21 protein-coding genes are annotated in these 22,609 nt (G+C 67.2%); 10 read left to right on the top strand and 11 right to left on the bottom strand.

The window, feature by feature from the left end; translation table 11 throughout:
* Position 1 precedes the first annotated feature (1 nt).
* Entirely contained in the window at positions 2-469 is a 468-nt protein-coding gene (locus BMX37_RS02440; RefSeq protein WP_093663858.1) for an Lrp/AsnC family transcriptional regulator, read from the top strand.
* A 46-nt stretch (positions 470-515) separates the two neighbouring features.
* On the opposite strand, the gene BMX37_RS02435 is transcribed toward BMX37_RS02440, so the two are convergent.
* Positions 516-1,802 carry a hypothetical protein gene (locus BMX37_RS02435; protein ID WP_093664247.1) on the bottom strand — a complete coding sequence of 429 codons (1,287 nt, stop codon included), beginning with the start codon at positions 1,800-1,802 and terminating at the stop codon, positions 516-518.
* A 174-nt stretch (positions 1,803-1,976) separates the two neighbouring features.
* On the opposite strand from BMX37_RS02435, the gene yaaA reads away from it, so the two are divergent.
* The 5 genes from yaaA (at position 1,977) to trmFO (ending at position 8,032) form a co-directional block, all read left to right on the top strand.
* On the top strand, positions 1,977-2,726 hold the full coding sequence (gene yaaA, locus BMX37_RS02430; protein WP_093663857.1) for a peroxide stress protein YaaA: 750 nt from the start codon (positions 1,977-1,979) through the stop codon (positions 2,724-2,726).
* A complete protein-coding gene (locus tag BMX37_RS02425; protein WP_093663856.1) occupies positions 2,723-3,388 on the top strand; it encodes an SDR family NAD(P)-dependent oxidoreductase in 666 nt (221 codons plus the stop codon). Before yaaA ends, BMX37_RS02425 begins: the two co-directional genes overlap by 4 nt.
* A gap of 118 nt (positions 3,389-3,506) precedes the next feature.
* On the top strand, positions 3,507-6,299 hold the full coding sequence (gene gyrA / locus BMX37_RS02420) for a DNA gyrase subunit A (RefSeq protein ID WP_093663855.1): 2,793 nt from the start codon (positions 3,507-3,509) through the stop codon (positions 6,297-6,299).
* Positions 6,296-6,661 (top strand): DUF952 domain-containing protein, encoded by a 366-nt coding sequence (locus BMX37_RS02415; protein ID WP_093663854.1) that lies wholly within the window; start codon positions 6,296-6,298, stop codon positions 6,659-6,661. The genes gyrA and BMX37_RS02415 overlap by 4 nt, the downstream gene beginning before the upstream one ends.
* Before the next feature lie 54 nt (positions 6,662-6,715).
* On the top strand, positions 6,716-8,032 hold the full coding sequence (gene trmFO / locus BMX37_RS02410) for a methylenetetrahydrofolate--tRNA-(uracil(54)-C(5))-methyltransferase (FADH(2)-oxidizing) TrmFO (protein WP_244501346.1): 1,317 nt from the start codon (positions 6,716-6,718) through the stop codon (positions 8,030-8,032).
* A gap of 5 nt (positions 8,033-8,037) precedes the next feature.
* On the opposite strand, the gene BMX37_RS02405 is transcribed toward trmFO, so the two are convergent.
* The 6 genes from BMX37_RS02405 to BMX37_RS02380 all read right to left on the bottom strand — a co-directional run bounded on the left by BMX37_RS02405 (position 8,038) and on the right by BMX37_RS02380 (position 14,117).
* A complete protein-coding gene (locus BMX37_RS02405) occupies positions 8,038-8,517 on the bottom strand; it encodes an EF-hand domain-containing protein (RefSeq protein ID WP_093663852.1) in 480 nt (159 codons plus the stop codon).
* A 58-nt stretch (positions 8,518-8,575) separates the two neighbouring features.
* A complete protein-coding gene (locus BMX37_RS02400) occupies positions 8,576-9,772 on the bottom strand; it encodes an SAM-dependent methyltransferase (protein ID WP_093663851.1) in 1,197 nt (398 codons plus the stop codon).
* A gap of 54 nt (positions 9,773-9,826) precedes the next feature.
* On the bottom strand, positions 9,827-11,182 hold the full coding sequence (locus BMX37_RS02395) for a cryptochrome/photolyase family protein (protein ID WP_093663850.1): 1,356 nt from the start codon (positions 11,180-11,182) through the stop codon (positions 9,827-9,829).
* Positions 11,183-11,257: 75 nt separating this feature from the next.
* On the bottom strand, positions 11,258-13,183 hold the full coding sequence (gene dxs / locus BMX37_RS02390) for a 1-deoxy-D-xylulose-5-phosphate synthase (RefSeq protein ID WP_093663849.1): 1,926 nt from the start codon (positions 13,181-13,183) through the stop codon (positions 11,258-11,260).
* A gap of 31 nt (positions 13,184-13,214) precedes the next feature.
* Positions 13,215-13,685 (bottom strand): Fur family transcriptional regulator, encoded by a 471-nt coding sequence (locus BMX37_RS02385; RefSeq protein WP_425288423.1) that lies wholly within the window; start codon positions 13,683-13,685, stop codon positions 13,215-13,217.
* Positions 13,686-13,736: 51 nt separating this feature from the next.
* Positions 13,737-14,117 carry a MerC domain-containing protein gene (locus BMX37_RS02380; RefSeq protein WP_093663848.1) on the bottom strand — a complete coding sequence of 127 codons (381 nt, stop codon included), beginning with the start codon at positions 14,115-14,117 and terminating at the stop codon, positions 13,737-13,739.
* Between the two features lie 114 nt (positions 14,118-14,231).
* Here BMX37_RS02380 and BMX37_RS02375 point away from each other — a divergent pair, with 114 nt between their 5' ends.
* The 4 genes from BMX37_RS02375 (at position 14,232) to BMX37_RS02360 (ending at position 17,041) form a co-directional block, all read left to right on the top strand.
* Positions 14,232-15,269 carry a COX15/CtaA family protein gene (locus tag BMX37_RS02375; RefSeq protein WP_170841801.1) on the top strand — a complete coding sequence of 346 codons (1,038 nt, stop codon included), beginning with the start codon at positions 14,232-14,234 and terminating at the stop codon, positions 15,267-15,269.
* A gap of 154 nt (positions 15,270-15,423) precedes the next feature.
* The gene (gene rplM / locus BMX37_RS02370) at positions 15,424-15,903 is read left to right on the top strand and encodes a 50S ribosomal protein L13 (RefSeq protein WP_093663847.1); all 480 of its coding nucleotides are present in this window, start codon (positions 15,424-15,426) and stop codon (positions 15,901-15,903) included.
* Complete coding sequence (gene rpsI, locus BMX37_RS02365; RefSeq protein ID WP_093663846.1) at positions 15,903-16,451, top strand: 30S ribosomal protein S9; 549 nt, start codon at positions 15,903-15,905, stop codon at positions 16,449-16,451. The genes rplM and rpsI overlap by 1 nt, the downstream gene beginning before the upstream one ends.
* 140 nt (positions 16,452-16,591) lie before the next feature.
* Positions 16,592-17,041 (top strand): hypothetical protein, encoded by a 450-nt coding sequence (locus BMX37_RS02360; protein WP_093663845.1) that lies wholly within the window; start codon positions 16,592-16,594, stop codon positions 17,039-17,041.
* A gap of 52 nt (positions 17,042-17,093) precedes the next feature.
* Here the strand turns inward: BMX37_RS02360 and BMX37_RS02355 are convergent, their stop codons facing one another.
* The 4 genes from BMX37_RS02355 to BMX37_RS02340 are packed head-to-tail and all read right to left on the bottom strand — an operon-like array spanning position 17,094 to position 22,555.
* Positions 17,094-17,696 (bottom strand): ATP-binding cassette domain-containing protein, encoded by a 603-nt coding sequence (locus BMX37_RS02355; protein ID WP_093663844.1) that lies wholly within the window; start codon positions 17,694-17,696, stop codon positions 17,094-17,096.
* Entirely contained in the window at positions 17,686-18,375 is a 690-nt protein-coding gene (gene modB / locus BMX37_RS02350) for a molybdate ABC transporter permease subunit (protein ID WP_093664244.1), read from the bottom strand. Before modB ends, BMX37_RS02355 begins: the two co-directional genes overlap by 11 nt.
* On the bottom strand, positions 18,375-19,145 hold the full coding sequence (gene modA, locus BMX37_RS02345; RefSeq protein ID WP_093663843.1) for a molybdate ABC transporter substrate-binding protein: 771 nt from the start codon (positions 19,143-19,145) through the stop codon (positions 18,375-18,377). Before modA ends, modB begins: the two co-directional genes overlap by 1 nt.
* Positions 19,146-19,183: 38 nt before the next feature.
* Positions 19,184-22,555, bottom strand: a complete 3,372-nt coding sequence (locus BMX37_RS02340; RefSeq protein WP_093664243.1) for a polysaccharide deacetylase family protein — start codon at positions 22,553-22,555, stop codon at positions 19,184-19,186.
* Between the last annotated feature and the right edge of the window lie 54 nt (positions 22,556-22,609).

The following is a 22,609-nucleotide window of genomic DNA, read 5'->3' as shown; positions in this document are numbered from 1 at the left end:
CATGTCACTCGACCACATCGACCGCCACATCCTCTCCCTGTTGCAGGAGGACGGGCGCATGACCAATGTGGAACTGTCCGAACGTGTCGGACTGACGGCGCCGCCCTGCTTGCGGCGCGTGCGCTCGCTTGAAGAAGCCGGTGCGATCCGGGGCTATCATGCCGAACTCGATCCGGGGAAGCTCGGATACCCGATCACGGTGTTCGCGATGGTATCGCTGCGCAGTCAGGCCGAACACGATCTGGCCGCGTTCGAGACGCATGTGGCTTCCATCGCCGAGATCCGCGAATGTCACATGCTGAATGGTGAGATCGACTTCATCCTGAAGATCGTCGCCCCGGACCTGAAAAGCTTTCAGGAAATCCTGACCACGCACCTGACGCCCGCCCCCAATGTAGCGAGCGTCAAGACGTCCCTGACCATCCGCACTGCCAAGTCGATCCCCGGCATCCCGGTGCAGGTGGATTGACGGCAAAGGGAGCGGGCAAGGAAGACCCTGCCCGCTCCGTGTTCAGTTACGCTGCCGACTGGTTGAGATAGGCAGTCCACAGTGCCGCGATGTCGGCACGCGGCTGCGTCTTCACCGCTGCGAACGCCGCCTGCGCACCGGCCTTGTCACCGGCATGGGTCAGCGCGATGCCCAGATGCGTGTTCACCGCGTCCGCGTTCGCCGCACCCTTGGACAGGGCAAGCCGGTACAGCTCCGCGGCCTTGGTCCAGTTGCCCTGCCCCAGATATCCGTCACCGGTCTGCGATGCCAGCTTGCCGTCCGCCGCGGACTTGGCCTTCGCCTCCAGGCCGGAAAGCGAACCCTCCGCCTTGGCGGCGGCGGTGGCGGTGGCGAGGAATGCCTTGGTGTTGGCGTCGTTCGGCACCTTGCCCTTGGCGATACCTTCCTGCACCACGGCCACCGTCTCACCCGGCAGGCCACGATCGCGCGTGGTCTGCGCATAGTCCAGATAGTGCGCCTGGTCGGCCAGCGCATTCGCCATGCGGAGCAGGCGGTACACGTCCAGCTTCTGATCCTTGTCCAGCGTCGCGATCGAGCCCTGCTGCAGTCCGAACATGATCGCCACGTCGCGCCAGTTCTTGGCGGTCGGATACGCCTGGACGTAGCGGGTCAGCCAGGTCATCGTCTCCGGGTTCAGCTTCGCGGCATTGGCGCGGCTGATGCCGTAGCGATAATAATCCTCCGGCGCCTTCTGGCCGCTGGCGTTGGTCTGCTCGATGACGGTCGACAGGTCGGCCAGGCCACCCTTCACGTCACCGCCCTCGATCTTCGACTTGACGAGCAACAGGGGCAGGTTCGGGTCCTTGTATCCCAGCTGCTGCGCCTGCTGCAGATACTGGTTGGCTGCCGCATACTTCTTGCTGTTGTAGTTCAGCGCGCCGAGGCGATAGGCGTAGCGAGCCTTGGCATCGGGCGCGGTGTTGGGGCTGGCGTACAGCGTCGCCAGCGGGCCGGCCAGCTTCGTCTCGTCGAGCGCGGCATTCGGGTTCGCCTGCTGCGCGGCGGCGAGCTTGCGCTGTTCCAGGTCGTAACGCAGCGCGGCGGCGACATACTTGTCGTCGTCGGTGCTCGCGCCGGCCTCGACCGCGGCGATGTTGGTCTCCGCGGTGGCGAGGTCGTTGGCCTGCAACGCGTCCTGCGCGGGCTTCGCCACCTTCAGCACGGCGGGGCTCAGCTTGTAACCGGGCTTGGCTTCTTCCTTCTTGGCGGCCGCGGCAGGCGCGAACAGCGCGGGCGCTGCGATACCGGCCGACAGGGCCGCGGCGAGCGCGAGCTTGGACATGGATGCCATCGGGGACTTCATAAGGATTTCTCTCCTGGGCGGCGCCATGGCCGAAAGGGGGTGCGGCCGGCATCTATAACCGGGTCGATCCGTGTTCAAGCGACCAGCCGCCATCCGGTTCCTCGGGCAAGTGGCTTGAACGTCGATTGATCGGCGATCGGCATCCGTCTAGTCGCCGCGACGATGATCGCGCTGCTTTCCCCCGCAAAGACCCTGGACTACGACACGCCGTTGCCGCCGCTGACACCCACCCGACCCCGTTTCGAGGAAGAGGCGGCGACACTGGCGAAGGCGGCGTCGCACCTGACGCAGAAGCGCCTGTCCGAACTGATGAAGATCAGTCCGGCGCTGGCCAAGCTCAACGCGGACCGTTTCCGCGATTTCCCGGACGCGCCGGAGCGGGCCGCGATGTTCGCCTTTGCCGGGGACGTGTACAGCGGCCTGGACGCCTGGTCGCTGGACGAGCCGGCCGTGACCTTCGCGCAGGATCACCTGCGCCTGCTGTCAGGGCTGTACGGCCTGCTGCGCCCGCTGGATGCGATAAGGCCGTATCGGCTAGAGATGGGCACCCACTGGGCGCCGCGTCGTACCAAGCTGACCGACTGGTGGGACGATCGGGTTGCCGATCTGCTGCGCCGGGATCTGGAGGAGGAAGGGTCCGGCATCGTCCTGAACCTGGCCAGCCAGGAATATTGGGCCGCCGTGGACGGCCGGCTCCCCGCGACGGTGCGGATCATCGGGATCGATTTCCGCGAGGGGCCACAGGCGAAGTTCGTGTCCTTCCACGCCAAGCGCGCACGCGGCGCGATGGCCCGGTGGCTGGTCGAGCACCGGATCACGCAGATCGACGACATGCGCGGGTTCGATGCGGACGGCTATCGCTTCGACGCCGATGGCAGCGACGACGATCGCTGGCGGTTCGTGCGGCCATGAACGCGGTCGTGATCGGATCGGGCGGCGGCATCGGCGGCGCGCTGGTCAGGGCGCTGGAGGAAGAGGGAACGGCGGTGCGCGGCTTCTCCCGCGCCGACCTCGACATCACGGACGAGGGGAGCATTGCCGCCGCCGCTGCCGGACTGCGCGCCACGCCGGACCTGGTGGTGGTGGCGACCGGCCTGCTGCACGACGGGGATCGTGGTCCCGAAAAGGCGATGCGCGAACTGGACGCGGACTGGCTGGCACGCGTGTACGCCGTCAACGCGATCGGACCCGCGCTGGTCGCCAAGCACTTCCTGCCGCTCATGCCGAGATCGGGTCGCTGCGTCTTCGCTGTGCTGTCCGCCCGCATCGGGTCGATCGGGGACAACCGTTTGGGCGGCTGGTACGGTTACCGCGCGGCAAAGGCGGCGTTGAACCAGTTCGTCCGCACGCTGGCCGTCGAGGAGAAACGGCGCAACGATCGGTCGATCGTGGTCGGCCTGCATCCGGGCACCGTCGACACGCGCCTGTCCCGCCCCTTCCAATCGAACGTGCACGGCGACCAGCTGTTCGACGCGGACCGCGCGGCCGTGCAGCTGCTGGATGTGATCGACGGGTTGAAGGCCCCCGACAGCGGCCGCTTGTTCGCCTGGGACGGCAGCGAGATCACGCCCTAGCGCCACCCCTCCCCGCGCCAGACCATCTTCGCTGCCCGCGCGCACGCGTACGCGCGCGTGACATCCGGGTTCCGTGGGCCTACACCGGTCCCGATCCCCCTATCTTGAAAGTTCAGTTTTGGCCGACGAGACGACCACCCTCGCCGATACTCCCGATATCGCACCCATCTCCATCGTCGACGAGATGAAGTCGAGCTATCTCGACTATGCCATGAGCGTGATCGTCGCGCGCGCACTCCCCGACGTGCGTGACGGATTGAAGCCGGTGCACCGGCGCATCCTGTTCTCCGCCGCCGAAAGCGGTTTTGTCGCCGGACGGCCCTATCGCAAGTCCGCCCGCATCGTCGGTGACGTGATGGGTAAATATCACCCGCACGGCGACAGCGCGATCTACGACGCCTTGGCCCGCATGGCGCAGGACTGGTCGATGCGGGTGCCGCTGATCGACGGTCAGGGAAACTTCGGCTCCATGGACCCGGACCCGCCCGCCGCGATGCGCTACACCGAAGCGCGCCTAGCAAAGGCGGCGAACTACCTGCTCGACGATCTCGACAAGGATACCGTCGACTTCCAGCCGAACTACGATGCGTCGGAACGTGAGCCGCAGGTCCTGCCTGCGCAGTTTCCCAACCTGCTGGTCAATGGCGCCGGCGGCATCGCGGTCGGCATGGCGACCAACATCCCGCCGCACAATCTGGACGAGGTGATCGACGCCTGCTTGGCATACATCGACAACGGCGCGATCACCGCCGACGAACTGATGGAGATCGTGCCGGGTCCCGACTTCCCGACCGGCGCGCTGATCCTCGGCCGCGCCGGCGCGCGCTCCGCCTACAACACGGGCCGTGGGTCGATCATCGTGCGCTCGCGCCACGTGGTCGAGGAAGCACGCGGCGACCGGCGGTCGATCGTGCTGACCGAAATTCCCTACCAGACCGGCAAGAACGGGCTGGTCGAGAAGATCGCCGAAGCGGCCAAGGACAAGCGGATCGAGGGCGTCAGCGACATACGCGACGAGTCGAACCGCGAGGGCGTTCGCATCGTCATCGACCTGAAGCGCGACGCGACGCCGGAGGTGGTGCTGAACCAGCTGTGGCGGCATACCCCGGCGCAGTCGAGCTTTTCGGCCAACATGCTCGCCATCCGTGGCGGCCGGCCGGAACTGCTCAACCTTCGCGACATCATTCAGGCTTTCGTCCAGTTCCGCGAACAGGTCATCACCCGGCGTGCCAAGTTCGAGCTGAACAAGGCGCGCGACCGCGCCCATATCCTGCTTGGCTTGGTCATCGCGGTCACCAACCTGGATGAGGTGGTGCGGATCATCCGCGGGTCCGCCAGCCCCGCCGCCGCCCGCCAGGCCTTGCTGGATCGCGAGTGGCCGATCGATCAGATCGCCAGCTATCTGCGGCTGGTCGAGGCGGTGGAGAGCGAGGCTCTCGGCGACACCTATCGTCTGTCCGAGACGCAGGTCCGCGCGATCCTGGATCTCCGCCTCCATCGCCTGACCGCGTTGGGCCGGGACGAGATCGGCGAGGAGCTGGAACAGCTCGCCGCCTCCATCGCCGAACTGCTCGAGATTCTCGCCAACCGCGCCAAGCTGTACGAGGTGATGCGCGGCGAGTTGCGCGCCATCCGCGATCAGTTCGCGACCCCTCGCCGGTCCCAGATCGCCGCCGCGGCGGAGGGGATCGAGGACGAGGACCTGATCGAGCGCGAGGACATGGTCGTCACCGTAACGGTGCAGGGCTATATCAAGCGTACCCCGCTCGACACGTTCCGCGCGCAACGTCGCGGCGGCAAAGGCCGCGCGGGCATGGCGACCAAGGAAGAGGACGCGATCACCAACCTGTTCGTCACGTCCACCCATACCCCCGTGCTGTTCTTCTCCACGGCGGGCAAGGTGTACCGGATGAAGGTATGGCGCCTGCCGGAGGGCGGGCCGGCGACGCGCGGCCGGCCGATGGTCAACCTGCTGCCCCTCGGCCCCGGAGAGACGATCTCCACGGTGTTGCCGCTGCCCGAGGACGAGGCGCGCTGGGGCGAGCTGCACGTCATGTTCGCGACCGCGAACGGCACCGTGCGCCGCAATTCCATGGACGCATTCGCCAACATCCCGTCGAACGGCAAGCTGGCGATGCGCTTCGACGAGGGCAACGAGGATCGCCTGATCGGCGTCGCGCTGCTGACCGAGGACGATGACGTGCTCCTCGCCAGCAAGTGCGGCAAGGCGATCCGCTTCGCCGCCACCGATGTGCGCGAGTTCCAGAGCCGCACCTCCACCGGCGTGCGCGGCATCAGCCTGGGCAATGGCGACGAGGTGATCTCGCTGTCCACCCTGAAGGGTGTGCCGTTCGACACCGAAACCCGCGACAAGTACCTGCGCGCCGCGCCGTGGAAGGAAGGCGAGCGTGAGGCGACGCTGGACGACGCGACCATGGCCGCGATGCAGGAGGCGGAGGAGTTCATCCTGACCGTCACCGCCAACGGTTATGGCAAGCGCACCTCGGCGTTCGAATATCGCCGCACCGGTCGCGGCGGCCAGGGCATCACCAACATCATGTCCTCCGACCGCAACGGCCCGGTGATCGCCAGCTTCCCCGCCCACAATGGCGAACAGCTGATGCTGGTCACCAATCAGGCGAAGCTGATCCGCATGTCGGTGGGCGACACCCGGGTTACGGGCCGTTCGTCGCAGGGCGTGCGGCTGTTCGACGTTGCCAATGCCGAGCATGTCGTCTCCGCCGCCCGGATCGACGAAGAGGAGGAGCCGGAGAACGAGGCGGAGGCGATCGTCGCGGAGGAACGTGGCGAGGCGCCCGCCATCGCCGCCGAGGACCAGCTGGTGGTCGATGACGGCACCGGTTCGCAGACGATGGACGAAGCCGTGGACGAAACGGGAGATGACGCATGAGCCAGCGCGACACCGACAAGCCCGTCACCGCCTACAAGGTGCTGACCGCCGCCGAGATGCAGGCCTTGGAGCATGAGGGCAGCTTTGCCGGATCGCCCGTGGACGTGAAGGATGGCTTCATCCACCTGTCCACCGCCGACCAGCTGACCGAAACGGTGGACAAGCACTTCTCCGGTCAGGACGAGCTGCATATCGCGGCCGTCGATCTGGAGGCGCAAGGCGAGACGCTGAAATGGGAAGAGTCGCGCGGTGGTGCGCTGTTCCCGCATCTCTACGCGCCGCTGCGGCTGGACACGGTGGTGGCCTATTCGCCGCTGGAGCGGGACGACCAGGGACAGGTGCGGTTGCCGGTCACCGGCTGACACCGGCAGCCGTGCTGGTTGCGCGTCGCGGCGAGAGCGGCCATGGCGCGGGCCATGCATGACATTCACGTGATCGGCGGCGGGCTGGCCGGGTCGGAAGCCGCATGGCAGCTTGCCGAGGCTGGGCTGAAAGTCCGCCTGTCGGAAATGCGCGGCGGCGGCGATGCGACCGCCGCGCATCATGGGGACTCGCTGGCGGAGCTGGTCTGCTCCAACAGCTTCCGCTCCGACGATGCGGAGGCGAACGCCGTCGGCTTGTTGCATCAGGAGATGCGTGCGCTCGGGTCGGTCATCCTGAGCCAGGGCGACCGGCACCGCGTGCCCGCCGGGTCGGCGCTGGCCGTCGATCGCGACGGATTTTCCGAGGGCGTGACCCGGACGCTGACCGCGCATCCCAACATCACCGTGGTGCGCGAGCGGGTCGACGCCCTGCCGGACGGCCCCGCCATCATCGCCACCGGCCCACTCACCGCGCCGGGACTGGCCGGCGCGATCGGCGCGGAGACCGGCCGCGACTCCCTCGCCTTTTTCGACGCTATCGCGCCGATCGTTCATCGCGAGTCGATCGACATGGAAACCGCATGGTTTCAGTCACGCTGGAACAAGGGTGGCGGCAGCGACTATATCAACTGCCCGCTGACCAAGGACCAGTACATCGCCTTTCATCAGGGTTTGATGGACGGGGAGAAGACCGAGTTTCGCGAGTGGGAGCGCGACACCCCCTATTTCGACGGTTGCATGCCGGCGGAGGTCATGGCGGAGCGCGGCGTGGATACGCTACGCTACGGCCCGATGAAGGGTGTCGGGCTGGACGACCCGCGCACGGGACGCTGGCCCTACGCCGTGGTGCAGTTGCGGCAGGACAATGCCAGCGGCACGCTGTGGAATATCGTCGGCTTTCAGACCAAACTGAAACATGCCGAGCAGGTCCGCCTGTTCCGCACCATTCCGGGGCTAGAGAATGCGGAATTCGCCAGGCTGGGCGGGTTGCATCGCAACACCTTTATCCGCTCGCCCGAGTTGCTCGACCGCCAATTGCGGCTGAAGTCGCGCCCCGCGGTCCGCTTCGCCGGACAGATCACCGGGTGCGAGGGCTATGTGGAAAGTGCGGCGATCGGCCTGCTGGCCGGACGCTTCGCCGCCGCGGAGTTGACCGGGCGGCCCCTTACCTCGCCACCGCGCGAAACCGCGCTGGGCGCACTGCTGGCGCATGTCACCGGCGATGCAGAGGCGGAGACGTTCCAGCCGATGAACGTCAATTTCGGCCTGTTCCCACCCATCGAGGGTCGAACGAAAAAGGCGGATCGCAAGCGCATGTACACCGATCGTGGACGCGCGGCGCTGGGCGAGTGGATGGCGGCGCTGGCCTAGCCGCGTCAGCTGTCCTCGTCGCGGGGCGCGGCCGCCGGGGGCGGGCAATTGACCCGCGCTTTTGCCTTGCGCTTCGGTGCGGTGGTGGCGAACTCCTGCCGCGACATCGCGCCAGACTTGTCGGCGTCCGCGGTCGTGAACTTGGTGATCGTCTTGTCCGCCCATTCGTCGAAGGACAGGCGTCCGTCGCCGTTCTTGTCCAGCTTCGCGAACGCCTTGCGCCGCTGAACCAGATATTCCTCGCGCGTCACGCGGCCGTCGCGATCCTTGTCGTACCGGTCGAACCGCTTCTGTTCGCGCGTGCGCGCCGGCGCTTCCGCCACCGTGTCGGGCAAGGCGTCCTGCGCCTCCGCGACGGCTGCCTGCGGGCGCAAGATCGGTTGGGGCGGCAACAGCGGGTCGGGCTTGGCCCGCGCGTTGAACAGGACAAGCCCCGCAGCCACCATCAACAACGCCGCAGCCGCGCCCGCCACATACCGCCACATCACTGAATTCTCCCCCTGCCCCGGCGCCTGCTAACCCCCTCTGCCGCCGGGCGAAAGCCTAGCTTTGCCTGACCAGCGTCACCTGCGCCACGTCGATGCCGCCCCCGCGAAAGCCGCCCTCGCAGTACATCAGGTAAAAGCGCCACATGCGACGGAAGCGCGCATCCAACCGGGTCGGCAGGCGCCCCTCGAGATCCGCCGCATCGAAACGCTCTCGCCAGATCCGCAGCGTCTCGGCGTAGTCAGCGCCGAAGCCGTGCCGATCCGTCCAGCGAAGCCCCCGTACCTCCGCCAGCGCGCGAAATCGGGGTTCGGAGATCAGCATGCCGCCGGGAAATATGTAGCGCTGTATGAAGTCGACATTGCCGGCATAGGCGTCGAAGATGGCGTCATCGATCGAGATGAACTGGATCGCCGCGCGTCCACCCGGTTTCAGGCATCGCGCGATCGCGTCGAGATAGGCCGGCCAGTACGCCTCTCCGACCGCCTCGACCATTTCGACGCTGGCGATCGCGTCGTTGGTTCCGGATGCGTCGCGATAGTCGCGGATCGTGACCGTCGCCCTGGTGGTCAGGCCCGCCGCCGCCAGCCGTTCCTCCGCGATACGCTTCTGCTCCTGCGACAGGGTAAGCGCCTCGACGCGCGCTCCCCGCCGTGCCGCCTGTTCGGCCAAGAAGCCCCAGCCGCATCCGATTTCCAGCAGGCGGTCGCCGTCCGTCAGGTCCAGCCTGTCGAGCAACGCATCCACCTTCCGCCGCTGCGCTGCCTCCAACGGCTCGCCCGGTTCGGCGAAGATCGCGCTGGAATAGCTCATCGTCGGGTCGAGCCATTCGTCGTAGAAGTCGTTGCCCAGGTCGTAATGCGCCTCGATATTGGCGCGCGCCTGGCTCGGGTGGTTGCGGCGCTTCCAATGCCGCAGCCGTGCGATCCACCGGCGTGGGCCGCCCGAGCGACCGACATCGCCCAGCGTCGCGCGGTTGCGCATGAACAGGTCGAAGATCGGAACGGGATCGGGGCTGGACCAGTCGCCATCCTCCCAGCCGCGATACCAGCCGATCGATCCGGCCGTGACCAGACGGGTCAACGCGCGCCAGCGATGCAGCGTGATCCGCGCAACGGGACCGTCGCCTGCACCACCGACCGGTCGAGACGTCCCGTCCGGCAGCACCGCCTCGATAGCGCCCGCCGCCAAGCCGGCGTCGATCCGGTCCAATATGCGCCGCCCCAACCAGGCCGCCGCGCCGTTCATCATCATGCCCACCCCATCATCGCGCGGCCCATGCCCAAGGCCGGCACGGGTGAAAAGGGGCTACCGCCTGCGATTGGCCGCCAGCGCCCGCTCACGCGCTTCGCGATGACCGATGATCTTGGCCGGATAGGCGCTCGGACGTACACCATGCGCGTCCGGATCGTGGATCGCGGGATCGGCGATGCCGGCCAGTTCGGGCACCCAGCGGCGGATATAATCGTCTGCGTCGAACTTCTCCGACTGCGAAAGTGGCGCCATGATGCGGCTGAACATGTTGGCGTCGATGCCGGTCCCCGCGACCCATTGCCAGTTCACGGCGTTGTTTCCGTAATCCGCATCGACCAGCGTGTCCCAGAACCACCGCTCTCCTTCGCGCCAGTCAATCAGCAGGTGCTTCACCAGAAAGCTGGCGGTCAGCATGCGGACGCGGTTGTGCATCCATCCCGTGGTCCAGAGCTGCCGCATGCCGGCGTCGACGATCGGATACCCGGTCATGCCCCGCTGCCAGGCGCGCAGGTCGGCCTGAGCCGACGCGCCGGTCCGCCACGGGAGCGTGTCCATCGCCGGGCGCCCGGCCCTCTCGGCATAGTCGGGCATCGCGGCCACGAGGCCGGACGTGAAGTCGCGCCACGCCAGTTCCTTGTGGAACTTGAGGGCCTCGGGCGCCGGGCCGATCATGTGCCACAGCGTCGCGGGCGATATCTCCCCGAAGTGGAGGTGCGGCGACAGACGTGACGTACCCTGTTCGGCCGGCAGGTTGCGGGCGTTCTCGTACTGGGACACCTTGTCGGTGAAGGCCCGCGCGGCAATGTCCGCCGCATCCTCTCCCGCCTGCCAATCGAACCCGGTGGCCCAGTCTGGAGCGTGGGGCAGCAGGGCCCAATCCTCCAGCGTGTCGCTGACCGGCCACGCGTCCGGTGACGCGATCGTCGCCGGCATCGGCAGTGGTCCGGCCGGGGGCAGCGATTGCTCCAGCGCGCGCCAGAATGCTGAAAACACCCGATACGCCCCGCCGCACCCCGTGGTCACAGAGTCCGGCCGGCGGAGGTGATTGCCCTCATGCAGGCATAGCGCCTCGCCCAGCTTCGCCTCCGCATCGCGCCACCAAGGCTCGTAATGGCGGATCGCATGAACGCGCGACGCCCCAGTTTCGGCAAGCAGGTTCTGCAATACGGACACCGCCGGTCCGCGCCGAAGGATCAGACGACTTCCGCGGGCTTCCAGCGCTTCGGACAACCGGCTCAGGCTGCCATGCAGCCACCAGCGTTGCGCACCACCCATGCGCCACTCGCCGGGCGTCTCGTCGTCAAGAACATAGACCGGGATCACCGGCCCCTGCTCGGCGGCGGCAATCAGGGCGGGTTGGTCGCGAAGGCGCAGGTCCTGGCGTAGCCAGAGCAGGACGGGAGAAGGCATGACTTGCGCTACGCACACGCCACGCGTCCTGTTCCGGCTAAGCGGCTTGCCGCACCTCAGGCGCGGCGCGCAGGCTCAGGCGCGGGCCCCCTCCGTCAGAGAGGCGCTGTTGTGGCGCAGCGCGGTCAGGACGGTGCGGACGATGCCGTCCGCGTCCAGGCCGGCATCCGCATATTGCACCTCCGGCTTGTCCTGATCCTGGAACAGGTCAGGCAGGCGCAGAGTGCGGATCTTCAGCCCGCCATCGGTCAGGCCCTCGTCCGACGCCATGGTCAGGACGTGCGCGCCGAGGCCGCCGATCGCACCCTCCTCGATCGTCACGGCCACCTCGTGGCTGGTCAGCATCCGGCGGATCAACGCCTCGTCCAATGGCTTCACGAAGCGCAGGTCCGCGACGCTGGTCGACAGGCCCTTCGCCTCCAGCTGGTCGGCCGCCTTCAACGCCTCCGCCAGACGGGTGCCGAGCGACAGGATGGCAACCGTCTTGCCCTCTCGCACCAGTCGACCCTTGCCGATCTCCAGCCGCTGCGCCTCCGTCGGCGTCTCGACCCCGACGCCGTTGCCGCGCGGATAGCGTACTGCGATCGGCCCGGAGTCATGCAGGACGCAGGTGTGCACCATGTGCACCAGCTCCGCCTCGTCAGCCGCGGCCATCACCACCATGTTCGGCAGCGTCGCGAGATAGGTAACGTCGAACGACCCGGCATGTGTCGCACCATCGGCACCCACCAGCCCGGCCCGGTCGATCGCGAACCGCACCGGCAGGTTCTGGATGGCGACGTCGTGGACGACCTGGTCGTAGGCGCGCTGAAGAAAGGTCGAATAGATCGCGCAGAACGGGCGCAGGCCCTGCGCCGCCAACCCGGCGGCAAAGGTCACCGCATGCTGTTCGGCGATTCCGACGTCGAAGAACCGATCAGGATACGCCGCAGCGAATCGATCAAGCCCGGTACCGGACGGCATAGCGGCTGTGATCGCGCAGATGCGCGGATCGGACTCCGCCTCCCGCGCCAGCGCTTCACCGAACACGTTCTGATATTGCGGGGGTCCGGGCGGCGCCTTGGCCTGAGCTCCGGTAATGACGTCGAACTTCTGGACACCGTGATACTTGTCGGCCGCCGCCTCGGCCGGGGCGTAGCCCTTGCCCTTCTTGGTGACCACATGGACCAGGATCGGCCCCTCTTCCGCGTCGCGGACATTCTCCAGGACGGGGATCAGGTGGTCGAGATTGTGACCGTCGATCGGGCCCACATAATAGAAGCCCAGTTCCTCGAACAGCGTGCCGCCCATCGTCATGCCGCGCGCGAACTCGTCGGTCTTGCGTGCGGCGTGGTGGAACGGGCGCGGCAGACGCCTGGCCAGCTTCTTCATCAGCTCACGTACCGACAGGAACTCGCGGCTGGACACGATGCGGCTGAGATAGGCCGACAGCCCCCCGACCGGCGGCGCGATCGACATGTCGTTGTCGTTGAGGATGACGACCAGCCGGTTGCCCGCCGCCTCCGCGTTGTTCATCGCCTCGTAGGCCATGCCCGCCGACATGGCGCCGTCGCCGATCACCGCGATTGCCTTGCCCGGCGCATCGGACAGCTTGTTGGCGATCGCGAAGCCGAGCGCGGCGGAGATGGACGTGGACGAATGCGCCGCGCCGAACGGGTCGTATTCGCTTTCCGCCCGCTTGGTGAAGCCGGACAGGCCACCACCCTGGCGCAGCGTCCGGATTCGGTCGCGGCGACCCGTCAGGATCTTGTGCGGATAACATTGGTGGCCGACGTCCCAGATCAGCCGGTCGTCAGGCGTGTTGAAGACGTAGTGGATCGCCGCGGTCAGCTCCACCACGCCCAGGCCGGATCCCAGGTGACCGCCGGTGGTTCCCACGGCCGAAATCGTCTCCGCGCGCAGCTCGTCGACCAGCTGTTGCAGCTGATCCGGCGGAAGCTTGCGCAGGTCGTCGGGGGTTTGGACGGTGTCGAGCAGCGGTGTCGCGGGAACGTCGGACATCACGCCCGTCTAGCTCACACCGGATGCGGTGTCACCCGCAGTCGGCGCACTTGCCGCGAACCTCGATCACCGGCCTTTCCGGAGAAAAGCCAGTCGCTTCGGCAGCGGTACGAACGCCGCGCGTGATGCGATCGTCATCCAGGTGAGTCGTCTGTCCGCACGTGTCGCAGACCAGGAAGATGCAGTCGTGCAGGCAACCCGGATGCGCATTGGCGACATAGGCGTTGGCGCTTTCCACCCGTCGCGCCAGGTTCGCGCCGACGAACAGGTCGAGGATGCGATACACACTGTTCGCCGCCACGCGGCGCCCTTCGCGTCCAGAGACGGCCTCCGCGATGTCATAGGCCGACGCCGGCTTGTCGAAACCCGCCAGCGCCTCGAAGACGCTCGCCCGCATCGTGGTCCATTGCTCGCCCGCCTTTTCCAAGCGCGTCCGTGCAGCGGATGCCAAATCGTCGCCTAGAAGTTCGTGGTGCTGGTGCGAAGGAACAGCCATGGTCATGATCTATGCCTTCCTGCCCCCCGCGACAAGAACCTCGCCGCGCCGGCCCTCTCAGCAGGTCGCCCGGCGGTTGAGGTCATGGCCGAAGGCGAGCAGACCGACGCCGACCACGGTCCACAGCGTCTCGGCCCCGGAGGAGTCATGCGGCAAGCCCAGCGCGCCGGCCATCATGCCCAGGCCAAAGGCACCCATGGCGACGGGCATGATATATCCGTGATGCAGAACGCCGCGCCCCAACGCGATCGCACCGATCGCGATGGCGAGAACCAGCCCGACCTCATGGAACATTGGATCGAGCAGAATGCCACCCGCGGCCGACATCAAGGCCAGCAGCACCGATGTCGCGACGCAATGCACGACGCACAGACCCGACAGTCCGATCGCGAAACGATCGAGGTCCGGTATCCACCTGTGGCGAGTCGCGATCGTCATCCTGAACCGTCATGTAGTCCGACTTAGGGAAGGATACAACATAACAAGACTTGCGCCGACAGGAAGGTCGCCGCCGCACTCGACGGCGATCCCGCGTATGGCTAGGGGCCGGACATGCCCCGCTTCGGTTCAGCCTCCCTTTCGCGCGCGCGGCCTGCCGCGCTGGCCACGTGGCTGATTGTCGTGGTGGCGATGATCGTCGGGATCGTCGTCGTGGGTGGCATCACCCGCCTGACCAACAGCGGCCTGTCGATCACCGAATGGAAGCCGATCACCGGCATCGTCCCCCCGCTGAACGACGCACAATGGCAGGCGGAGTTCGCAAACTATCGGCGTATTCCTGAATTCCGGGAGATCAATTCGGCCATGACCCTGTCGGGCTTCAAGGCGATCTTCTTCTGGGAATATGTCCACCGCGCCCTGGCCCGCACGATCGGGCTGGTCTTTGCGCTGCCCCTGCTCTGGTTCTGGGTCAGGGGCCAAATTCCTCGCGGGTACCTGCCCCGGCTGATCGCCCTGCTGGCGCTCGGCGCGTTGCAGGGTGCCGTCGGATGGTGGATGGTGAAGTCGGGGTTGGCGGTTCGTACCGATGTCAGTCACCTGCGCCTGGCCGCGCATCTGATGACCGCGCTGGTCACGCTTGCCGGGATCACCTGGACTGCGCTCGACCTCCTCGCCCTGTGCCGTGACGGCTATGCGCGCCCGGCGCTCCTGCGTCCGGTTGCGATCGTCGCGCTCGGGCTGCTGGCGGTACAGATCCTCTGGGGTGCGTTCACCGCCGGCCTGGACGCGGGCTATGCCTTTTCCAGCTGGCCGCTGATGGGTGACGCACTGTTCCCCTCCGGCGTGCCCATGCTGTCGCCTGGCTGGCGCAACGGGATCGACAATCCCGTGGTGGTGCAGTTCATCCACCGCTGGTTCGCCTTTGTCGCGGCGGGTGGCCTGGTGGTGCTGGCGCTCTGTGCGCGCCGGGCCGGGTCGAACGCGGGCTATGTCGTGAAGGCCCTTGTGCTGGTGCAGATCGTGTTGGGGATCGCTACGCTGCTGACGGGTGTTAGGATCGAGATCGCGGTGGCGCATCAGGCGAACGCGGCGCTGCTGCTGATCGCCGCCGTCACGGCAGCCCATGCTGTCGGTCGTAGACGCGCCTGAGCCCAACGCCTCAGCCCCAGCTTCGGGTATTTCGTTACCCGTCAGGAAAGTAGCACTTTGCTTGACTTTCCACCGCTGCTTGGCCATTGCCGCCCCGTTCACGCCGCCGCGATCGGGCGGCGCGTTGCGTTTCAAACCGAAAGGTCTCTCGCCCATGAAGGCGCTCATGAAGACCACCAAGGCGGCCAAGCCGCACGAGGTGGAGAAGAAGTGGCATATCGTTGACGCCACCGATCTGGTGGTCGGCCGTGCGGCCGTGGTCATCGCCAACGTCCTGCGCGGCAAGCACAAGACGAGCTTCACCCCGCACGTCGATTGCGGCGACAACGTCGTCGTCATCAACGCGGACAAGATCCGCTTCACCTCCAACAAGGCGGCGAAGAAGATCTATTACAAGCACACCGGCTATGCCGGCGGCATCAAGGGCGTCACCGCCGCCAAGGTGCTGGAGGGTCGTTTCCCCGAGCGCGTTCTGGAAAAGGCTGTCGAGCGCATGATCCCGCGCGGTCCGCTCGGTCGCCAGCAGATGCGCAACCTGCGCATCTTCAAGGGCGCGGAGCATCCTCATGAGGCGCAGAGCCCCGAGGTCCTCGACATCGCCGGCATGAGCCGCAAGAACAAGGTGGGCGCATAATGTCCGACAATCGCCAGTCCCTTTCCGATCTAGGTGCCGCGCTGGGTCAGCAGCGTGAAGCCGCGGTGGCGCAGTCTGACGCGTCGGCCGACGCCTACATGGCGGGCAGCATCGACGCGCCCGTGCAGCGTGCGCCGTTGCGCGAGCAGGAACTCGACAAGCAGGGCCGCGCCTATGCCACCGGTCGCCGCAAGGACGCAGTCGCTCGCGTCTGGCTGAAGCCGGGTTCGGGCAAGATCACCATCAACGGCCGCGACCAGGAAGTGTATTTCGCACGTCCGTCGCTGCGCCTCGTCATCAACCAGGTGTTCGGCGTGACCGAGCGCGAGGGCCAGTATGACGTGGTCGTCACCGTCAAGGGTGGCGGTCTGTCGGGTCAGGCTGGCGCGGTTAAGCATGGCATCAGCCAGGCGATTACCAAGTACGAGCCGATCCTGCGCGCGCCGGTCAAGGCCGCCGGGTTCCTGACCCGCGACAGCCGCGCCGTTGAGCGTAAGAAGTACGGCCGCGCGAAGGCACGCCGCAGCTTCCAGTTCTCGAAGCGCTGATCGAACGCGTCCGCACAGCTCACGCGGCGCGGCATACGAACGATGTGGGGGCGGTCCGGTGACGGGCCGCCCTTTCGCGTTTTGGTGACATCCGATCGCACCACTTGTCGCCCGCCTTGGGGTCTGGCACCCCTTAGGCCATGTTCAAGTTCGTCAGGAAACGGCGTGAGCGCCAGCGGCTGATCGCGTCCCTTCAGGAGGAAGCCAAGCGGACCAGAGCGCATCTGGCATCGCAGGCCCTGTTCGCGATGGAACATCTGCGTCAACCGGCCCAGGCGATCTGGGCCGATCGCTACTCGCATGGCTATATCTATGGCGCCTATGCCCAATTGATCGGCGAAAGCCTCACCGACGACCGGCTGGCGGATGAGATGATCGGGAGCGGCTTCGCGACTTTCGCGGCCAACGCGTTTGCAATCCGCGAGGAGGATGCGCGCGACGCGCTGGCCATGATCCTCGCGCGACCAAACGCCACGCCGACGCGCCATGCCATCGCGGACGGGCGTGCCGACGGCAAGCAGATCCAGCAGGGCTTGCCTGCCACGCTGTGGCTCGCTCACCTGGCCGAGCGGGCTGCGGCGACGACATGACGTCGCTGACCGAGCCAAACCCCGCCATCTAGTCCGGCAGCGGGGTCACGGCTCACATCCGGACGATGCTCGTCGCCAGCCGCTCCGCCTCCTGCGCATCATGCGTGACCATCAGGATAGGTAGGCGCGATTCGTCGCGTATGCGCTCAATGTCCCGCAGAACCTCCTCGCGCCGGGTCGGGTCCAACGACGACATCGGTTCGTCCAGCAACAGAAAGGCGGGGTCGGACAACAACGCCCTGCCGATCGCTACCCGCCGCGCCTCCCCGCCCGACAGGCTGGCCGGCCAGCGCTCCAGCAGATGACCGATGTCGAGCATCGCCGCGGTCGCGGTCAGCGGGGCCGCATCCGGCGCGCCGTAGAGCAGGTTCGCGCGCACCCGCTTGTGCGGAAACAGGCGCGGCTCCTGAAAGACGTAGCCGACATGGCGTCGCTGGGGCGGCAGGTTCACGCCCGTTGCGGCGTGGAACAGCGTCCGCTCCCCGACCCTGACATGACCATCGTCCGGGGTGAGAAGCCCCGCGACCATGTTCAGCACGCTGGATTTGCCGACGCCGGAAGGGCCGACCAGCACGGTTACGCCAGCCCCGGTCGCGAACCGGAGTGCGATCGCCGCCTCTCCGACCTGGCACCGTACATCGACGTCAAAGGACATGCAGCCGCCGCCCCCATCGCCGGCCCAGCCACTCCGACGCGATCAGCGCCACCAGGCTGAGGCTCACCGACACCGCCGCCAGCCGCCACACGCTGTTTTCGCCACCGGGGGTTTGCAGCGCGGCGTAGATGGCGAGCGGCAACGTCTCCGTCTCACCCGGCACGCTGGAGACGAAGGTGATGGTCGCGCCGAACTCCCCGATCGACCGCGCGAAGCCCAGCACCAGGCCGGCCATGATCCCGGGCAGGCTGAGCGGCAGGGTCACGGTACGGAACACGCGCCATGGGTCGGCACCCAGCGTCCTGGCCGCGGATTCCAGCCGCCTATCGACCGCCTCGATCGACAGTCGCATCGCGCGGACCATCAGCGGCAGCGCCATGACGGCGGCCGCGATCGCGGCGCCGGTCCAACGGAACAACACCGTCACCCCGAACCAGTCGAGCAACCAGCGGCCGATCGGGCCACCCGGCGCGAATGCGAGCAGCAGCAGCCAACCGGTCACGACCGGCGGCACAACGAGCGGCAGGTGCACCAGCGCGTCCAGCACCAGCCGTCCGGGAAAGCGCGCCCGCGCTAGCAGCCAGGCGAGGCCGAACGCGACCGGCAGGGCCGCCATGCAGGCCGTACCGCCGACCAGTAACGACAGTCGGACGACCTCCCATTCCGCGTCGGACAGGATCACGCCGCCGCGAAGCCGAACCGCGCGAAGATGGCCCGACCAGCCGGGGACAGCAGGAACCGGCGAAAGCCCTCGGCGTCCGGGCTCACGCCATTCCTCAACCTCGCCACCGGATACAGGATCGGCGGGTGGCTGTCGGCCGGGAACACGCCGACCACCCTCACCTTCCGCGATGCGCGTGCGTCGGTGGCGTAGACGATGCCGTAAGGCGCCGCACCGCGCTCGACCAACGCCAGCGCCGCGCGGACGTCGGCCGCACGCACCACATGCGGTGCAACCGACTGCCACACGCCAAGCCGGGTCAGCGCAGCCTCGCCATAGCGACCTGCCGGAACCGCGCGCGGATCGGCCATGGCCAGCGGCCCGGCCGACAGGATGGTCGCGATCCGCCGAACCGTGATCCGTTCTCCACGGCCGACGGGCGCCACGACCACCAATCGGTTGCGCACCAGGTCGGCGCGCGTGCCGGGTACGATCAGTCCGCCGCGCGCCAGCACGTCCATCCATTGCTCGTCCGCCGACACGAACAGATCGGCCCTGCCGCCCGCCTGCGCCTGCCGCGCCAGGGCGGATGACGCCGCGAAGGCGATGACCGGGCGCACATGGCCCCGGCGCGCCCACTCGTCGGCGGCGGCACTCATCGCCTCCTGCATGCTGGCGGCGGCGAGTACCAGCGGCGCCGATCGTGCCGCAGGTTCCGCGAGCACCGCGGGCGCGACCGCCAGCATCAACAGCGCCAAGGCGAACCGGCGGAAGAGAGAAAGGATCATATTCCGCCTTATATAGCGCGACGCGGCGCAGGCCAGCCTTACCCGGCCGGCGCCTCCACACGCCCGGTCCGCTGAAGCTTGCCCCATCCGACCTTCGGCCCCCGCGCCGCCTGCGCCAACGCCTTCAGCACCACATAGTACATCAGCTGGCGGTACCCGATCCGCTGCGGCACAAGCAGCCACAACAGCCGCCACCGCTCCCGCCGCTCCAGCGCAAAGGCAACCGTCGCTGCCAGAAGGTCGATCGCGGTGAACACGATCCAGAAAGTCAGCATGGTGTATATGTCGCCGCTGGTCTGGGCCCAGCCATGCGCCTGCACCGCGATATAGGTGACGGCGAAGCTGACCAGCAGCGCCAGATCGATGATCGGGGATATGGCGGCAAGCGCCACCTGGAACACGATCGCCTGCGGCAATCCGATCCAGCCCAGCCCGCGCGGGTGGCTGCCGCCGATCGCACGGCGGTGCTTCCACAGGCACTGCAACGTGCCGAACGCCCAGCGGAACCGCTGCTTGGCCAGCGCCCGGAATGTTTCCGGCGCCTCCGTCCATGCGATCGCATATTGGTCGTAGGTGACGTGCCAGCCCGCACGCTGGATCGCGATGGTCAGGTCCTGATCCTCCGCCAGCGTGTCATCGGGATAGCCGCCGACGGCGCGGATCGCCGACAGGCGCCAAGCGCCTACCGCGCCGGGCACCACGGTGATGGCGTTCAGGCGGGCAAGGGCGCGCCGCTCCAAATTTTGCGCGGTGATGTATTCCAGCGCCTGCCACTTCGTGACCAGGTTAACGCGGTTGCCGACCTTTGCATTGCCCGCGACCGCGCCGAGCGACGGATCGGCGAACCAGCGTGCCAGCCGCGCCACCGTTGTCGCCTCGAACTGCGTGTCCGCATCCAGCGCGATGACGATCTCTCCGCGGGCAAGCTCCAGCCCGCGGTTAAGCGCCCGCGCCTTCCCACCATTCTCCAGCGTCAGCAGCCGCACGCGGGGATCGCCGGCGAACGCCTCGGCCACCACGGCGCTCGTCCGATCGTGCGATCCGTCGTCGATCACGATCACTTCCAGTGCCACGTCGGTCGATGCCAGCACGCCGCGGACGGCGCGCTCAATCACCCGCTCCTCGTTAAACGCGGGGATCATCACCGTCACGAACCGGCCCGGATCGATCGCCGGGAACACGGTGCGACTCTCCCGCCGGGCCTGCACCAGCGCAAGCGCGGACAGCGCGAGCGCGCGCAGGATGCCGACACTGATCGCGACGATGAACAGCCACTTCAGCGTAATGACGATCGCACCAAGGACCCAGAACAGCCCAAGGTCCGCCTCCGCCGCCAGACGATCGCTGGACGATATCACCGGCATCGCCTGATCCCGGCTGAGTCCGGCCAGCGTCGAAACGGGCACGAAGCGATATCCCATCGCTCGCAGCCGTTCGATGATGACCGGCAGCGCCGCCACAGTCTGTGCGCGATTGCCGCCGGCGTCGTGGAGCAGGATGATGTTGCGGCTGCAATTCGCCTCCGTCGTCTCGCGGCAATCGGCCGGCGCGGAGGTGACGCGCTCGATCGTCCGGTCGATGATCTGCTGAACGCCGGGGCGCTTCCAGTCGTCGGGATCGATATGGAGCCCGACCGAGATGTAGCCGCGCTCCTGCGCCTCCAGCGCGGGCACGATCTCGTCCGCGGTGGTCGGCTCGGCGTCCCCGAAATAAGGCGCGCGGAACAGCCGCAGCGAACGTCCGGTATAGGCCTGGAACAACCGCTGAGTGGTGTTCAGCTCGAACCGGACCTGACGCTCCGACACGGTCGCCAGGTTCGGGTGGGTATAGGTGTGGCTACCGACCTCATGCCCTTCGTCGACCAGGCGGGTGAGCAAGCTGCGGTTGGTCAGCGCGTTCTCGCCCACGATGAAGAAGGTGCCGGGCACGTGCTCGCGCTTCAGAATGTCCAGGATGCGCGGGGTCCAGGTTGGATCGGGGCCGTCGTCGAACGTCAGAGCCAGATCGCGCCGCCGGTACCCGGTCCGCTGCACGACATAGGGCGACGGCAGCCGGTCGAACCGCACATCCTCGATTCCCAGCGGCCCGACGACCGCCTGACGCTGGCCCTGCACCGGCTGGCTGCCAATCTTCAGGATTTCGCCCGCGCCCTCGATGTCGACGTTGGTGCCGGCCGGGATGACGTTCATGACCGATGCATCGGGCAGCTTGCGCACCCCGCGACCGAACAGGCTCCACAGACCGGGGTCCTCCGATCCCAGACGCCACAACGCGACGCTGTTCACGCCCGCCTTCCGCAGGAACGCGATCTGGTTGTAGGCGGACGCCGCGTCGAGCAGCCATATGACGTGGCGGGTGTCGCCCTCCTGATAGGCGAAGCTGGAATTGCCGCTCGCCTTATCCCAGGTCGGCACCGCGGCCGAATCCCGCGCCGCCTGCCACGCTTCCTCCACGTCCAGCGCGTCGCCGCCGCCATTGTGCCAGTCATAGGCGTAGGAGCCGATCGCCACCACCAGCTTGGCCGGATCGATGCCTCGCGACGCGTCCGCGACCACGCGCGCGAACCAGCGCTGCGACGCGATCGGCCCGGCATCGCCGGACGTCTCGTGCTCGTCATAAGCCATCAGGAAGACCTTGTCGGCCACGCGGCCGAACGCAGGCAGGTCCCAATCCTGATTCGCGACCGGCGCCGCGATCGTCACGATCATGTTGCGCGGATGGAGCAGGCGCGCCGCATCAGCGAGAAAGGCACGGTAGTTGGGCAGCGCGTTCGCGGGCAAGTTCTCGAAGTCGAAGAAGACACCGGCCGCATGGTTCGCGGCCAGATAGTCGCCCAGCCGACCCAGGAAAGCACGCCGACCCGCGACATCGGCGAACAGGGTAGCCGCGCCTGCGCCATCCCACTGCCCGCTCAATGCGTTCTGCACCATCGGCAACACCTTTGGCTGGTGACGCGCATGGTTGAGGATCGACCGCCCCGCCGTGTCGCGGAAGACGGTGACATGATGATCCTTGCCGGTCACGGAAATCCAGCCGGGAATGACCCAGTCCAGCCCCTCGACATGACGACCTAGGCTCGCCGCGCTGCTTTCGTCCCACGGCGCATAGAAACCAATCGCCAGCGCCGGATCGGCCCCCGCAGGACGCTTCGACTTCGTGCCGAACAGATGCCGGGCATAATAGTTGACGTCACGCCGCGTCCGATTGAGCGCGCCCTGCGGTGCGGGCAACGCATGAAGCGCGGGATGTTCCGGGTCGACGGGCAGCAGCGGAGCCGCGGGCACGGCACCGATCGACACCGCGAATACGGCCACCGCCAACAGCAGCAGGGCAACAAAGGCGGCCACCGCAACGGCGAACCGCCGTCTGCGTCGTCCGCTGGCATCGTAGAAGATCGGTTGTTCCGCCATGCCCTGCTCCTGCCACGCCCCGAATGGCGGCATCGTATCCGCATAATGACGGAG

The organism is Sphingomonas gellani (assembly GCF_900110035.1).
In the GTDB taxonomy this organism is placed as follows: Bacteria; Pseudomonadota; Alphaproteobacteria; order Sphingomonadales; family Sphingomonadaceae; genus Sphingomonas; species Sphingomonas gellani.
This window is presented reverse-complemented; position numbering and strand designations above follow the sequence as displayed.